Annotated in this window: 12 protein-coding genes; 9 read left to right on the top strand and 3 right to left on the bottom strand. The window is 66.9% G+C overall.

Annotated elements, in window-relative coordinates:
• Positions 1 to 23: 23 nt before the first annotated feature.
• Genes N5D91_RS03705 through N5D91_RS03695 form a run of 3 tightly spaced genes read left to right on the top strand, consistent with a single transcriptional unit; the run spans position 24 to position 1,148 of the window.
• Positions 24 to 485, top strand: a complete 462-nt coding sequence (locus N5D91_RS03705) for a helix-turn-helix transcriptional regulator (RefSeq protein WP_153855403.1) — start codon at positions 24 to 26, stop codon at positions 483 to 485.
• Positions 486 to 495: 10 nt separating this feature from the next.
• Positions 496 to 921, top strand: a complete 426-nt coding sequence (locus N5D91_RS03700) for a VOC family protein (RefSeq protein WP_110712426.1) — start codon at positions 496 to 498, stop codon at positions 919 to 921.
• Positions 918 to 1,148 (top strand): hypothetical protein, encoded by a 231-nt coding sequence (locus N5D91_RS03695; protein WP_180853867.1) that lies wholly within the window; start codon positions 918 to 920, stop codon positions 1,146 to 1,148. The genes N5D91_RS03700 and N5D91_RS03695 overlap by 4 nt, the downstream gene beginning before the upstream one ends.
• 7 nt (positions 1,149 to 1,155) lie before the next feature.
• Here N5D91_RS03695 and N5D91_RS03690 read toward each other — a convergent pair whose 3' ends face one another.
• Positions 1,156 to 1,851 carry an HAD family phosphatase gene (locus N5D91_RS03690; protein ID WP_153855401.1) on the bottom strand — a complete coding sequence of 232 codons (696 nt, stop codon included), beginning with the start codon at positions 1,849 to 1,851 and terminating at the stop codon, positions 1,156 to 1,158.
• A gap of 133 nt (positions 1,852 to 1,984) precedes the next feature.
• Between N5D91_RS03690 and N5D91_RS03685 the strand changes: the two genes are divergently transcribed.
• The gene (locus tag N5D91_RS03685) at positions 1,985 to 2,893 is read left to right on the top strand and encodes a hypothetical protein (protein WP_180853866.1); all 909 of its coding nucleotides are present in this window, start codon (positions 1,985 to 1,987) and stop codon (positions 2,891 to 2,893) included.
• An 18-nt stretch (positions 2,894 to 2,911) separates the two neighbouring features.
• Here N5D91_RS03685 and N5D91_RS03680 read toward each other — a convergent pair whose 3' ends face one another.
• Both N5D91_RS03680 and N5D91_RS03675 read right to left on the bottom strand, forming a co-directional pair.
• On the bottom strand, positions 2,912 to 3,667 hold the full coding sequence (locus tag N5D91_RS03680) for a DNA/RNA non-specific endonuclease (protein WP_180853865.1): 756 nt from the start codon (positions 3,665 to 3,667) through the stop codon (positions 2,912 to 2,914).
• Between the two features lie 289 nt (positions 3,668 to 3,956).
• The gene (locus N5D91_RS03675; RefSeq protein WP_180853864.1) at positions 3,957 to 5,261 is read right to left on the bottom strand and encodes a hypothetical protein; all 1,305 of its coding nucleotides are present in this window, start codon (positions 5,259 to 5,261) and stop codon (positions 3,957 to 3,959) included.
• A 714-nt stretch (positions 5,262 to 5,975) separates the two neighbouring features.
• Between N5D91_RS03675 and N5D91_RS03670 the strand changes: the two genes are divergently transcribed.
• The 5 genes from N5D91_RS03670 to N5D91_RS03650 all read left to right on the top strand — a co-directional run bounded on the left by N5D91_RS03670 (position 5,976) and on the right by N5D91_RS03650 (position 14,473).
• A complete protein-coding gene (locus tag N5D91_RS03670; RefSeq protein WP_279907160.1) occupies positions 5,976 to 8,957 on the top strand; it encodes a S8 family serine peptidase in 2,982 nt (993 codons plus the stop codon).
• A 108-nt stretch (positions 8,958 to 9,065) separates the two neighbouring features.
• Positions 9,066 to 10,247: a YadA-like family protein gene (locus N5D91_RS03665; protein WP_279907174.1), complete on the top strand. Its 1,182-nt coding sequence runs from the start codon at positions 9,066 to 9,068 to the stop codon at positions 10,245 to 10,247.
• Between the two features lie 155 nt (positions 10,248 to 10,402).
• Positions 10,403 to 11,977 (top strand): alpha/beta fold hydrolase, encoded by a 1,575-nt coding sequence (locus N5D91_RS03660; RefSeq protein ID WP_180853862.1) that lies wholly within the window; start codon positions 10,403 to 10,405, stop codon positions 11,975 to 11,977.
• Positions 11,978 to 12,064: 87 nt separating this feature from the next.
• Positions 12,065 to 13,516, top strand: coding sequence for a hypothetical protein (locus N5D91_RS03655; RefSeq protein ID WP_180853861.1), 1,452 nt, complete (start codon positions 12,065 to 12,067; stop codon positions 13,514 to 13,516).
• 51 nt (positions 13,517 to 13,567) lie between these two features.
• Complete coding sequence (locus tag N5D91_RS03650) at positions 13,568 to 14,473, top strand: hypothetical protein (protein ID WP_180853860.1); 906 nt, start codon at positions 13,568 to 13,570, stop codon at positions 14,471 to 14,473.
• Positions 14,474 to 14,552: the final 79 nt, after the last annotated feature.

Genomic DNA, 14,552 nt, shown 5'->3' with positions numbered 1-14,552 from the left:
CCCCGTGTGGCCACGCGAGCCAGATGAACCAGAGCCCCGAACTGCTGCGACGCTTGCTGCGTGCCAAGGACCGGATGGACCGCGCCAGCCACGAGGAGTGGCCGGTCGCGCGCCTGGCCGAGGTCAGTGCGGTGTCGCCGGCGCATTTCGCGCGTTCGTTCAAGCAGGCGTTCGGGCTGCCGCCGCACCGCTACCTGCTCAGCCGTCGCATCGAGCGTGCCGTGGCGCTGCTGCGTGATACCGACCTGGCGGTCACCGAGATCGCGGCGCAGACCGGCTGGGCCAGCCTCGGCACCTTCGGCCGTATCTTCCGAGACATCACCGGCGACAGCCCCGGCAACGTGCGCGAGCGGGAACGGGCAGCGCAGGGGCCACAGCACGAAGTGCCCGAGTGCCATGCGCGTGCCGCCCAGCGGCCCGACCTCAACATCGCAGTTTTGGAGAAGCGCCGCCGCCAGGCCGTTGCTAACGTGGGCCCCACCTGAGGGAGGTCCCATGACGAACACTGTGAACACGGTCGGCCTGTACGTACGCGACCAGGATGAAGCGCTTGCGTTCTACGTCGACACGCTCGGCTTCGAAGTACACACCGACGTACGCAATGGCAGCTATCGCTGGCTGACCGTGCGCTGCCCCGGCCAGGATGGCTTCCAGCTGGGCCTGTTCGTGCCGGGGCCACCGACCCATGATGCGGCCACGGCGCAGGCGCTGCAGCAGCTGGTGGCCAAGGGGGCGATGCCACCGCTGGTGCTGGCCGTGGATGACTGCCAGGCGCGCTACTCGCAATGGTTGGCACAGGGCGTGGAGTTCACCCAGGAGCCGATCGAGCGCTTCGGCGCCATTGATGCCGGATTCCGTGACCCCTCGGGCAACGGCTGGAAGATGATCGAAGCCCGCTCCGATGCGAGGCGCCGTCAATGAGCCGCGGCCGTTGGGCGCGGCCGCTGCACCGCTGGACCTCGATCGTGTTCACCCTGGCGGTGATCGCCAACTTCGTCGCCCGTGGGATGGGGCAGGGCGAGCCTGCGGTGTGGCTCACCTATTCGCCGTTGCCACCCCTGTTCCTGCAGCTGTTCACCGGCCTGTATCTGTTTGCATTGCATTACGCGGGCAAGCGCCGCAGCGCCTCGCTGGGCGCTGCGGGATGATGCCGCGTCAGGCCACGGCGTCGATGGCGTGGGCGGCAAGCAGGGCGGGCAGGTCTTCCATGCGCTGGAAGATGACCTTGGCACCGGCAGCGCGCAGGGCTTCGGGCGTGCTGTGGTGCGGACCGCCCTCACTGAAGCCGAATACGGTGGCTCCGGCTGCCACGCCAGCCGTTGCACCGGTCACGGTATCCTCGATCACCGCGCAGCGCTTCGGGTCCACGCCCAGCGCTGCGGCAGCGGCCAGATAGACATCCGGATGCGGCTTGGTGTGCGGCATGTCCTGGCCACTGAACACATGGGCACCGAAGGCATCAAGGATGCCGACCTTCCCCAGCTGCAGCTTCACCTTGTGCAGGTCGGCGCCGGAGGCACAGGCGATCCGGCCGCCGGTGGCGGCGCCGATCGCGCGCACGGCCTCAGGCGCGCCCTGGATCGCAACCAGGTCGCGCTCCAGCGCCCGGTTGCGCTGCTGACGGAATTCTTCCAGCCATTCCTCGGTGAACGGCTTGCCGGTGCGCTCTTCGATCAACCCCGCCAGATGGGCTACGGACTGGCCAAGGAACACCTCGCCGGCCTGCGCCGGGGTCAGCGGCCAACCACGTTCGGTCAGCATTTCCGAGAGCACGCGGGCCACCAGTGGCTCGGAATCAACGAGTACGCCATCGCAGTCGAACAGCACGGCATCGAAGGGAAAACGGGACATCTACAACTCCTGGGGCATGCGATAGGGGCGGGCGCCTGCCATTTTCCCATAGCCACGCAGGCAGGGCACGCTGCCGGACAGAGCGCTAGACTGTCCACGGTTGCGTACCGATACCGTTGCACAGGAGCGAGCCTTGAACCGGCTGCGATTGTTCTTCAGCGCCTATCCCGTCGTATTTGCAATGGCTGCGAAGCTGTCCGTGCTGAGCCTGTTCCTGCCGGGCTTCATTGAAGGCATGGCCGTGGCGCGCGGGCATGGCATGCAGATCGGGGCCAGTGGCTTCGCCGATGCCCTGGTTTCGTTGGCGTTCCGGCTGTGTTGTTTCGCCGCGGCGGCCGTGCTGGCTTCCACCGTTCTGTTCGGGCGAGGAGGCGCACTGTGGATCCGGCATCCGCTCGCGTCAGGCGTGTCCTTCTACCTGATGTTGATCGTGCTGGATCATCTGTCGGTGTGGATGTACCTGCAGATGGGCCCACCGGACGCACATTCCCTGGTCTGGGTGGTGGCCGCTTCACTGCTGTACACGCTGTTGCTGACAGCGGTCGCACTGCTGCCTGCACTCCTGTTGCAACGCGGTCGCGCAATCCAGGGGCCGCACACCGGCGTGGTCAGCGCCAGTCAGGTGGGCGCCGGCATGCTGCTGCTCGGTGGCGCGTGCCTGCCAGCAATTCTCGTGCAGCTTCGCCTGATGGCACTGGAGTCCGGTTCCCCGACGGTGGGGGATGGCCTTTGGCTGGAGCTGCAGATCGTTCTGCTGCTCACGCTGGTGCTGGCGGCACTGGCTTCAACGGCGGGCGTTGTGACCGGAATTACGCCTTCCGCTGCTCCGGCAATGGGGCGCGTGCTGGCCACAGCAGCGCTGCTGACCGGAACGGCCTCGCTGATCGTGATACTCGTGTCTGGCGTCCTGCTGATGATCGCGCAGGTGCCTGGGCCGTTCGGACTGCTGCTGTTGGCACTGGCGATGCTGGCCGCCAGCGCTGCCCAGTACCGGCTTGCCAGAACGCTGGCGTCGCGACGGCTCGCAACGCCAGCACACTGAGTCGGGCGTCCTGGCGGATCAGCTCAGATCACAGCCCGCCGGCTGCGGCCAGGTCGTGGCCGGCAGCATGGCCTTCAGCGAGGCCGGCGCGTTGATGGCCACATAGCTGGCGCCCAGCAGCTCTTCCAGGTCGGCGATGGTCACCAGGTAGTTGTCCAGGCTGCCCAGGTTCGCTTCGTTCGGGATGATCCAGCTGATCGCCTTGGCGGTGCCGGTGTTCGGGTCGCGGGTGATGATCGTCTTCCAGAAGAACTCCGGCGTGGGAATGCCGTGGCTGGCCAGGAAGTAGTCATTGGAGGCATCGCCATAGACCACGCCGCCATAGACCACGCCGCCATAGACATCCACCGGCGCGATGTCGCGGTAGCACTCGGCCACGTTCTCGGCCTTCACCCAGATACCCTGGTTGAAGCTGGATACCTGCGGAACGATGTTGGTCATGTAGTTGGCGCGACGGATGTAGGTCGCGTTGTAGTCCATGTGGTTGGAGGTGACCAGATGACCGCGGTCATAGCCGGATTTGATGCTGGCATACGAGGCCGTGCTGGTCTGGCCCAGGCAGCCGGCGGGCAGGTCCGGGTCCTTGTAGAAACTGGAGGGGCGCGCTTCCGAGCCGGTGTCTGCGGTGAGCGTGTATTCGTAGCGGGTGGCGCTGTGGATGCTGCAGTCGTAGGTGAGCACGAAGCCGCCCTTGTTGAGGGTGACGACCTGGGCCTGGGCTGCGCCGGCGACGGCGCTGAGGACGAACGCGAAGAAGAAGCTTGCGAGGCGCATTGCGGTTCTCCAGCAGAAGTTCAGGGCGCAGCCGTCCGCCACGACCGGGCCGGGGCGAAGTCATGGGAGGACGTTGCGGAGACGGGTGCTGCGGATTGCGGTGGGACGTGACCGCGATGACAGGGCCGCGGAGGCCGTGCGGTGTCGTAAGCGTCACAAGCTGTCGTCTTTCGGTCAACGACGAAAAGACCAAGCTGTGACAGCGCGCAAGCACTGGAGATGTGTCAGATGGAGCAGGGCGTGGCTGAAACGCAGGCGTGCTAGAGCATCGCGATGCCTGCAGGTGTTGTCAGGGGTTCGCCTTCAACACGTAGTCGCCATTGCGTGTTCCCGGCACCAGCGACCACTCCGGTTTCAGGTTCAGCGACCATCCCGGCCCCTGCAGCGGCGGCTCAGTACTTGCGGGCGCCTGCACGAACACCGCCTTCCAGTCGCTCTGCATCAACGCACCGTCGGTGACATCCAGGCTGCCCCAGACGTCGGTCAGTCGCATCGTTGGATACACCGTGCCACTGCCAGGCAACGGCTGCATCGTGTTGGGGTTGAACTGGATGCGCATGCTGCGCAGGTCCAGGCGCACCACCGGGCCTGTCACGAAGCGCGCACGATTGTGTTCCAGCTGCGCCAGGCGCTGCTGTTCGCGCAGCGTTTCAGCTTCGCGCAGTACTGGCCCGTCGTATCGCGCGGCAGCTGCCTGCAGTGCGGTCACGTCCGTTTGTGGAGGGGCACCGGTCGCTTCGGCCAGACGCGTGCCGAGATCCTGGGCGTGGTGGGCGAGATCGCTGCGCCAACCGGGGGCCGCCTGGTCCAGCAGCAGGCCATAGGCCGGGCCGGTGGCGTAGGCGAAAGAGCGGACGAAGCTGCGATCAGCAACGTGCGCCCGGAGGTCATGCAGCACCGCCTGGACGCGTGTCGCGGGCGACGGGTTGCCGACGACCACGCCGGTGTATTCAGCCAGGCCCTCGTTCAATTCCAGCGCCGCTTCCTCCTGCGCGGCCGCAGGGAACTGGCGGTGGCGTTCGGCGCGGAATGCAAGCGCATCCATCATCGCAGTGTGCTGCGCCACTGCATCGGTGGCCGCAAGCGCATCCGCCAGTGCGCGCCATTCCAGCTGCAGCCAGTAGCGCCCCTCAAGCGTGTCGAGGTGTTCGTTTCCGCCCTCGGTCGGCGCGATGATGGGCAACGCCGGTTGCAGGCGATGGAACATTTCGTGAGCCAGCAGGGTACTGCGCCGGGACGCGTCCTGCGGCAATGGCCAGAGCAGCTGCGTCCAGCGTGTGCCGGACCAGTCCACGGCGGTATTGGCGACGATCGCATCGGCCGGAAGCTGGCCTGCGAACACGTTGCCGCGTGCCTTCAGCGCACCCTGTGCGTCTGCGTGCGAGGCGATGACCTGCCGGCTCCCTGGATCAACCAGCATCATCGGCCCGCACAGGGATTGGCCCCACAACTGTCCGCCATCGGCCTGGCACAGTGCACGCGCTTCCCTGAAGATTCGACTCGCGTCCGCATCGGCGATCGGTGATTCGACGGACCATGCCGGTCCTGCCGCACAGGCAGCGCAGGCGATCAGTACGAAGCGGAGAGTGTCCATGGCATCCGTGCATTGATGGGCACAGACAGTCATAGCACTGGATGCTGCTGCCCTTCAATGATGGACAACGAACGCGGTGCCGCTTCGGCTGCCCAGGCCATGGCTACGCCCTGCAGGAAGGCATCCATACTTTCGCGTACTGATCCCTGCCTTGCAGTTGTCACGAAAAACTGTGCGCCACGTCAAATTTTGAGGTAGTGTCGATTCTGCTGCCGGGGCGCAGCGGGGTGCAAGGCGTCGGGGACTACGCGCCGCACCCGCAATTGAAGCACCAGACATCACAGCGCCGGCGCTGACGCCGGCGTGCATCTCGGGCTTTCAATGAAAAGGGGTATTCGATGCGCAATGCATGGATCAAACGAAGCAAATGGGTTGCACTGACCCTGGTGGCGGGGGCCGCATTGGCTGCCGCAGCCGTGGGCATACGCAGTACCGGCGCCCAGTCGAAGACGGGCAATCCCTCCGTGGATGCACGCGCCGGCAATCCGGCCGGGCCTGCAGCGACCGGTCCGGGAAGCGGCTTCGCCGAACTTTCCAACCGTTACATCGTGGTCTATCGCGAGGAGCCGCTGGCCACCTACAAGGGGGATATCCAGGGCCTCGCGGCACCGGAACGCATGCGTCCGTCCGCCAGCGCCGCGCGCGCGGCCGCGGCCACGGGCAATGCGCCAACACCACGCATTGCGGTGCGGGGGGGCACGTTCACAGGACTATGTGCGCTTCCTCGCGGATCGCCAGGTACAGCACGAGGCCCGCATCAATGCCGCGCTGGGCCGCAGCGTGAAGGTCGAGCGGCGCATGCAGCATGCGATCAACGCATCGGTGCTGCAGATGAATCCGCAGGAAGCGGAGCGCGTACGCGCACTTCCCGATGTGGAGCTGGTCGAGGAATACCGGGAGTACGAGCAGGATACCGATGTCGGACCTGGGCTGATCGGCGCACCCGCGCTGTGGAACGGCACCCCCACGCCGTTCCGTGGCGAAGGTGTGGTGATCGGCGTCATCGATTCGGGCATCAACTTCGGCAGCCCGGCCTTCACCGCCCGTGCGGAGGATGGCTACGAGCACATCAATCCGTTGGGTGCGGGCAACTATCTTGGCACCTGCGCACCGGGTGGCATCGACGAAGGCCGCTGCAACAACAAGCTGATCGGCGGCTACGATTTTGTCTGCGGTGCGCCGGGCAACCAGTGTGGCGTTGCGGATGTACGCGAAGAGCCCGGCTTTGGTGACACCAACGGCCACGGCAGCCATACCGCTTCCACTGCAGCGGGCAACCCGCACACCGCGTCCTACCGGGGCAACCAGATCCACATTTCCGGCGTTGCGCCGCGCGCCAACATCATCGCCTACGACGCCTGCTACACCGAAGTGTCCACCGGGCGCGGCTTCTGCCCGAACACCTCGACGCTGGCAGCGGTCAACCAGGCCCTCGCCGATGGCGTTGTCGACGTCATCAACTACTCCATTGCCGGCGGTACCGCGCCGTGGGGAGAAGCTGTCTCGCTGGCCTTCCTCAATGCGTCCGATGCCGGCATCTACGTGGCGACATCCGCCGGCAACTCCGGCCCGGGCCCGAACACGATGGGTCATCTGGAGCCCTGGACCGGCAGCACCGCGGCGGCCACGCATGGCCGCGGCGACATCGTGTTGTTCGCTGCGGTCAGCGGCCCCGGCAGCGTGCCGCCGGCGCTCACCGCCATCCTGCTGACCGAAGGTTCGGGCGGCGTGCCGTTCGCAACGCCGATTCCGGCGACCACGCCGTTGCGCGTCAGTGCAGGCATCGACAGCGCCAACGACGGGTGCGCGCCGTTCGCGGCCAACACCTTCCAGGGCGCCATTGCGGTGATCCGTCGTGGCTCGTGCAACTTCAGCGACAAGGTCAACAACGCCGCCGCTGCGGGTGCGATCGCCGTGCTGATCGGCAACAACCAGCCGGCCCCCATCCTGCCCAACGTGGCGGGGGCCACCATTCCCGCCTTCGCCATCGATCAGTCGGACGCCAATGCACTGCGGACCTTCGCCGCCAGCGCTGGCAACAACGCAACCGCCGGCATCGCCTATCCGGCCAGCAAGATCAGCAACACGCCCGACGTGCTGGGTGACTTCAGTTCGCGTGGCCCGGCCGGGATCTTCGATCTGGTCAAGCCTGACGTCACCGCCCCAGGCGTGCGCGTGTTGGCGGTAATCGCGGGCAACGAGGTGACCGGCTCGGAGAACGCCGTTGGCCTGATGGACGGCACCTCGATGGCATCGCCGCATCACGCGGGCGCCGCCGCACTGTTGCGCCAGGCGCGTCCGGACTGGACGGTGCAGGAGACACGCTCGGCATTGATGATGACCGCGCGCCAGGAAGTGCTGAAAGAAGACGGCGTCACTCCGGCCGACCCATTCGCGATGGGCGCGGGCCGCATCCAGGTGGACCAGGCGCTGCGTGCAGGCCTGGTGCTGAACGAGACCAAGACCAACTTCCTGGGCGCCAATCCGGCCAATGGCGGTGAAGTGTCGTCGCTCAACATCGCCAGCCTGGGCAAGCGCAGTTGCCCCGACAGCTGCAGCTTCACCCGCGTGTTCCGCAACGTGCTGCCGACCCGGCAGACCTGGACGGCGAAGGTGCAGGGCCTGACTGCGGTTGTCTCGCCATCGGTGTTCACCCTGGCGCCGGGCGAGAGCAAGTCGGTGCGGATCATCGTCACCACCGGTTCGGTACCGAACGATGGCAGTTGGCGCTTTGCCAGGCTGACCCTGGCGCCGCAGGGGGGTGATACCAGCCAGCCACTGCTGCGCCTGCCGATCGCTGTGTCGGTGCCGCCGCCGCAGATTGCCGCCACGCCGCCGTCGAACACGCTGACCCTGCCGACCGGTGGCAGCGGAGCGGTGAACCTGCAGATCGCCAATACCGGTGGCTCACCGCTGGAGTGGCAGATCGACAATTCCGGAGTAGGTACCCGCACGCTGGTCGCACAGGCGGCAAACAACGCCAACGGGCGTCGCTCGACACGCTTCACCGATGCCGTGTCTGTGGGCGCACGTGCACAGCTCGCTGCAGATGACTTCACCCTGGGCGAGGCCACCGGCATCACCCGTATCGTCGCTGACGGCTTCGTCAACGGTGGCACGCTGGCGACATCGACCAACATCAACTGGTCGATCTTCCGTGATGTCGGCGGCAATCCGGAGGGCAATCCGGAATCGAGCCCGCAGGTGGCACTGTGGACCTATACCTCCACCGTCAGCGGCCCAGGCGTAAGAACGTCAGCCACGCTGGCCACCATCAACCTGGACATGGCCGCGGCGGGCCAGAACGTCAACCTGCCCGCAGGCCGCTACTGGCTGGTGGTCTCGGTGCGTGCGCCTCTGGCCACCAGCTGGTTCTGGTTCAACGCCACCAGCGGCGACAGCGTGTACCGCAGCGCGATCATCAACCCGGATGGCAGTGGTGCCTGGTCCGCCACCACCGGCGCCCCAGGGTTGGCCTATGGGTTGGGCGGAAGCAACGCCTGCGGTGCCGGCTGGATCGGCACACCGACCCGCGCCCTGGGCCGCATCTCCGCAGGCGGCAGCCAGAGCACGCAGGTGCAGATCAATGCCGGGGGCCTCGCGCCGGGCAGCTATTCGGGCTTCGTCTGTGTCGGCAGCAACGACCCGAGCACGCCGAAGACGGCTGTCCGTGTCGCCTTGACCGTAACGCCGTAAGGCGCCCGCAGCATCCAGGCCGCCCTGTGCAGGGGCGGCCTGTTTCCCAACGTTCCCGGCGCCTGCCGGGAACCCTTCCTGATGGACCTTGGGGGTACCGTGAAGACGATGCACAAGCACATCCTTGCCGTGGCACTGGCCATGGCAACCGCACCGGCGTGGGCCGGTGATACCTGCCAGCTGGACGATGGCTTCGGCGGCGTGTCCAACGGCGGCGCCAGCGCCGGTGGTGCCGCCTCGCTGGCCTGTGGCAATGGCGCCGATGCCAGCGGCGATCTGTCGGCGGCCGTCGGCACCGGCGCCAGTGCCAGCGGCACCGGCAGCACGGCGATCGGTGCAGCCAGCAGCGCCTCTGGCGACCAGAGCGCCGCCGTGGGCGTGGGCGCCTCGGCATCCGGCGCCAACAGCGCGGCGATCGGCGACAGCGCCACTGCCAGTGGTGACTTCAGCACTGCGAGCGGCTCCGGCAGCTCCGCGACGGGCTCGTTCTCCACCGCCTCCGGTGCTGGCAGCAACGCCACGGGCGAAAACAGCACCGCGCTGGGCAGCCTGTCCGAAGCCAGTGGCAACAACAGCAGCGCCGTGGGCAATGGTGCCATCGCTTCTGCGAACGACAGCGTCGCACTGGGCAATGGCTCCGTCGCCGACCGGGCCAATTCGGTATCGGTGGGCAGCGCCGGCAACGAACGCCAGTTGACCAACGTGGCCGCCGCCACGCAGGGCACCGATGCGGTGAACCTCAATCAGATGAACACCGCCAATGCCAACACGCTGTCCTCGGCCAACAGCTATGCCGATGCGCGGGCCACCGCGACCATCAACTCCGTCAACGCCTACACCGACGCGAGCAGCGCCGCGGCAGTGACGACCTCGAAGGCCTACACCGATGCCAGCAGCGCAACCACGCTCTCTTCGGCCAACTCCTATACCGATACCAAGTCCGCGCAGGCGGTGACGACGGCCAATGCCTACACCGACCAGCGCCTGGCGCAGTTCGCGCTGGACAACAACGGGTTGAAGCAGGAGATGGAGCGCCGCCTGCGCCACCAGGACCAGCGGATCGATCGCATGGGGGCGATGAGTTCGGCGATGTTGAACATGGCCATCAACGCTGCCGGCTCACAGAGCCCGCGTGGTCGTATTGCCGTGGGTGCCGGCTTCCAGGGGGGCGAGCAGGCGCTGTCGATCGGCTACGGCAGGCGCATCGGCGAACGCGCCTCCTTCTCACTGGGTGGCGCCTTCAGCAATGGCGAGAAGTCTGCAGGCATGGGTTTCGGCGTGGACCTGTGACGCGATGATGGGGCAGGGGGCGGCCTCCGCCCCCTGTTCAGCCAACAACCGCTGCGAACGTGCAGCAAACGTCATGCTGCGTCGCAAGGTGCCACCCACCATTCGCACTGGTACGGTCCAACCCGTTGCACCACCACCGACGGGGAGAGACGACGATGCGCAAGGTATTGCTGCTGTTGATCCTGCTGACCGGCCTGGCGCCGACCGCCTGGGCCGCCACGGTCAAGACCACCCACCGCACCATTCCCAGCTGGGATGGAACGCCTCTCGGGGCCTTCGTCATCGAACCGCAGGACGCGGGCAGCGGGCGCTATCCGCTGCTGGTGATGCCCAGCAGCTGGGCGGTGCCCAGCGTGGAGTACGTGGGGGTGGCGCAGTCGCTGGCGCGGCGCGGCTATGTGGTGATCAGCTACAGCTCGCGTGGCTTCTGGGAATCCGGCGGCAGCATCGACATCGCCGGCCCAGCCACGGTCGAAGATGTCAGCGCCCTGATCGATTGGGCGCTGGACAACACCCGCGCCGACCCGGCCCGGATCGGCGTTTCGGGCATCTCCTACGGTGCGGGCACCAGCCTGCTGGCGGCGGCACGCGATCCGCGCATCAAGGCCGTGGCAGCGCTCAGTGGCTGGGCTGATCTGCAGGCGTCGCTCTACAGCAACGACACCCCCAGCGCACAGGGCATCGCCCTGCTGGTGGCGGCCGGACTGGTGACCGGACGCGCCGGCTCGGAGCTGGCCACGATCAACCGCAATGTGCTGGTCGGCAACTACCAGGGCGCCGTGGAGTCGCTGCTGCCGGTGGCGGCGCAACGCAGTCCTGCGGCCAGCATCGACGAGATCAACGCCAACCAGCCGGCGGTGTTCCTGGCCAACGCCTTCAACGACAGCCTGTTCCCGCCGGGCCAGCTGGTTGACTTCTTCAACCGGCTGAAGGGCCCGAAGCAGCTGCAGCTGCGCCATGGCGACCACGCGCTCAACGAAGCGTTCGGTGCACTGGGCATCCCCAATGAAGTCTATGACCAGGTGGGCGACTGGTTCGATCACTATCTGAAGGCGGTGGCCAACGGCATCGACCGCCAGCCGGCGGTGCAGCTGAAGTCACAGAAGGGCAGCTGGAGCCGCTATCCGGATTGGCAGGCGACCAGCAAGAGCGCCATCAGCTACGGACTGACCGCACCCTCTGGCCTGCTGCTGCCGACCGGTGGCCTGGTCGAGAGTGGCAGCAATACTGGCTGGAACTACCGCATCGGCAGCGGGCTGCTGACCGCAGCCAATTCCGGCGTGGCGATGGCCTCCGGCGCGCTGCAGATGATCAATCTGCCGCCGGGTGCCTACGTGCCGTTTGTTGGCCGCAGTGCTGCCGGCGTCTGGCAGGGGCCGATCCAGTGGAGCGCCAAACGGCTGGACGGTACGCCGGAAGTGCGCCTGACGGTCACGCCCAGCCGTGCCAATACCACGCTGTATGCCTACCTGTACGCCGAGGATGTGCTGGGCAACGGCCAGCTGATCAGCCACAAGCCGTACACGCTGCGCGGTGCCGCGCCGGGCCAGCCGAAGACGCTCGACCTGCGGCTGGAAGCGAGCAGCTGGAACCTACCGGCCGGCAGCCGCCTGACCCTGGTGGTTGATACCGTGGACCTGCGCTATGCAGGCATCAGCCAGCTGGGTGGGGCGGTGACCTTCAGTTCGCCGGCCAGTGCGCCGTCGGTATTGAAGGTGCCGCTGCATTGATGTGGTGCCGTGCCCGTTGCGGCGGGCACGGTACGCCAGTGCGGAAAGCTGCGAGACTGCAGGTCGATCCGGTAGAGGGATGAATCCATGGCCATTGCATGGCTGCTGCTGGGTGCAGTGCTGGCTGCACCTGCCACGCAGGACGCGCCGATCGACTGGCCGAGTACGCTGCAGAAGGATCTGGAGGCTGCCGATGCGGCGATGCGCGGCAGCCATCCAGGGGCCGTTGATCGGCAGAACCCCGGATTCGGCGCCCAGCTGGACGCTGCTCTGGCACTGGCACGCTCCCGCGCTGGAAAGGCGGAGAGTTTCGCGGGTTACTGGTGGGCCATGAAGGGCTATGCGGCCTCCTTCAACGATGGCCACGTCAGTCTCAACACGCTTGCCGCTGCCCCCGGGCTGCCGACGCGCTGGCCCGGCTTCCTGACCGGCTTCGATGGCGACATGCAGGTGGTCATGACCGTGGACGGTGGCCCCGCTCATCCGCCACTGGGGGCGCGATTGCTGTCGTGTGATGGCATCGATGCACAGACGCTGGCTGCTCGCCGGATCGGAGACTTCAGCGGGCGCTGGAACCTGCAGGCCAGCCGCCTCGATGGCGGTGGCGAGGTGTTGCTGGAGCAGGGCAATCCTTACGTGCCAGTACTGCACACCTGCGTTTTCCAGGTGGATGGTCGCGAGAAATCCTATGCACTGCGCTGGCAACCGCTGGAGGCGGCGCAGCGCAAGGAGCGGTTGGCTGACACCCGGCGCAGCGTCCGTCCGGCCAACGGCTGGCGCGCGATGCCCGATGGCGGTTACTGGATCACCACCAGCAGCTTCAATGCCGACCCGACCGAGCAGAACTTCAGGGAACTGACCGCGCTGCTTGAGCAGCTTGCTCCGAAAGCCGAAGCGCTGCAGCAGGCACCATGGGTTGTGCTGGACGTGCGAGGCAACAGTGGCGGTGCGTCGCAATGGAGCATCGAACTGGCGCGATTGATCTGGGGCCGTGCCGCGGTGGACGCGCTGCCCGACCACAGTTGGGTGGAGTGGCGGACTTCCCAGGCCAACATCGCCCAGCTTCGCGGCTTCCTGCAGAAGCTGGAACAGGCGCCCGACGCATCACCGGCGCTGCGTCGCATGCTGGAATCCGTGACGGCGGGAATGGCCCAGGCAAGGGGCCGGGGCGAGGCATTGTGGCGCGAGCCACACGCGGCCAACGCAGGTGCAGCACCCGCCGCAGGCCCGGTCGCACCTGTGCGCAAGGGCAGGGTCGTGGTCGTGGCGGATGCTGCCTGTGGCTCGGCCTGCCTGGATGCGCTGGACCTGTGGAAACGGCTCGGCGCGGTGCAGGTCGGCGTCGAGACTTCGGCCGACAGTCTTTACATGGACGTGCGGCCGGAACGGCTGCCGAGCGGGCTGGCCAGGATCTCGGTGCCGATGAAGGTCTTCAGGGGGCGAGTGCGGGGTTCGAATGAACCGCATGTGCCGGATCATCGCTACGAGGGCGACATGCGCGATACGCGGGCCCTGGAAGCGTGGCTGTTGACCTTGTGAGTGCGCGCAGGGCGCCGTACAGGGATGAATTCCGAAGGAGAGGATCGCATCATGGCTAACCCGCCCCCCAATCCCGCCAGGCCGCCATTGCAGCTCGGAGCCTTCCGTCGCTGGATGCTGACAGTCGCTGCATTGCTCGGCGTGGCGCTGCTGATGTACCTGATCGGCGCACTTGTACCGCTGGCCAGGCCGAGCGGCATGTACGCCGGGATGGGGGTGATGATGATGCTGCCGATCCTGTTGCTGTGCGCGGCATTGGCAGCAGTGCTGGGTGCCACGCTGGTTGCGGCGGTTGCATGGTGGGTGGGTGTAAGACGGATCGGCCTTGGGCTGGTGCTGTTGCTTGCCGCAGGTGTCAGCGCGGTCAGCTTCTTCGCGGGCTGCGATTCGGCGTGGTTCGATCCCTCGGCGATGTCGCGCCAGGAGCTGGCCGCCATGAACGCGAAGCTGGAAGCGATGAGCGCACACCGGGCGCGCCTGCAACCGGCCATCGCGCAGGGCGATCTCCCCGCTCTGCAGGCGGCACTGGACGCCAACGACCCGACGCTGGCACCGGCCCAGCTGCTCTGCCTGGTGCGGACCGACGTGATCGAGGGGCATGGCCACGAGGGCCTGCCGCCGGTATCCGAAGAGCGATACCGGTTCCTGCAGGGCGTCGCAGAGGCCGCCTGGAACAAGGCGACCCGTGAGGACGGGCGGCGTGCGATCGGCCTGCTGGCCATTGATTCGGCGCTGCGCCATGGCACTGCCCGGGATGTGGAGCGGTGGCTTGAGCGGGGTGTCGACCCGAGGGACGTCGACTGGGCAAGGGATGTGTCCGCACAGACCGAACCTGCCGGCCTGTGCAGCACGTACGAACGTTGGCCGCTGAGCACCGTGGATCACAGCGAACTCGATCCAGACCGCAAGCGTGACCTGCTTTTCAGATTCGGCGTCAAGGCGCTTCCCGCGTGGTAGCGCCGGACCGGCAGCCATTGATGCAGGCAGTGCGGATGCAGGTGGTGCAGTCCATGCAATCAGCACCCTGGCCATCGGC

It is taken from the genome of Stenotrophomonas sp. GD03794 (genome assembly GCF_029842145.1).
In the GTDB taxonomy this organism is placed as follows: domain Bacteria; phylum Pseudomonadota; class Gammaproteobacteria; order Xanthomonadales; family Xanthomonadaceae; genus Stenotrophomonas; species Stenotrophomonas riyadhensis.
This window is presented reverse-complemented; position numbering and strand designations above follow the sequence as displayed.

Coding starts and splice junctions, on each gene's coding strand:
- N5D91_RS03705 (WP_153855403.1), top strand. CDS start 24: ATGAACCAGAGCCCCGAACTGCTGCGACGCTTGCTGCGTGCCAAGGAC.
- N5D91_RS03700 (WP_110712426.1), top strand. CDS start 496: ATGACGAACACTGTGAACACGGTCGGCCTGTACGTACGCGACCAGGAT.
- N5D91_RS03695 (WP_180853867.1), top strand. CDS start 918: ATGAGCCGCGGCCGTTGGGCGCGGCCGCTGCACCGCTGGACCTCGATC.
- N5D91_RS03690 (WP_153855401.1), bottom strand. CDS start 1,851: ATGTCCCGTTTTCCCTTCGATGCCGTGCTGTTCGACTGCGATGGCGTA.
- N5D91_RS03680 (WP_180853865.1), bottom strand. CDS start 3,667: ATGCGCCTCGCAAGCTTCTTCTTCGCGTTCGTCCTCAGCGCCGTCGCC.
- N5D91_RS03675 (WP_180853864.1), bottom strand. CDS start 5,261: ATGGACACTCTCCGCTTCGTACTGATCGCCTGCGCTGCCTGTGCGGCA.
- N5D91_RS03665 (WP_279907174.1), top strand. CDS start 9,066: ATGCACAAGCACATCCTTGCCGTGGCACTGGCCATGGCAACCGCACCG.
- N5D91_RS03660 (WP_180853862.1), top strand. CDS start 10,403: ATGCGCAAGGTATTGCTGCTGTTGATCCTGCTGACCGGCCTGGCGCCG.
- N5D91_RS03655 (WP_180853861.1), top strand. CDS start 12,065: ATGGCCATTGCATGGCTGCTGCTGGGTGCAGTGCTGGCTGCACCTGCC.
- N5D91_RS03650 (WP_180853860.1), top strand. CDS start 13,568: ATGGCTAACCCGCCCCCCAATCCCGCCAGGCCGCCATTGCAGCTCGGA.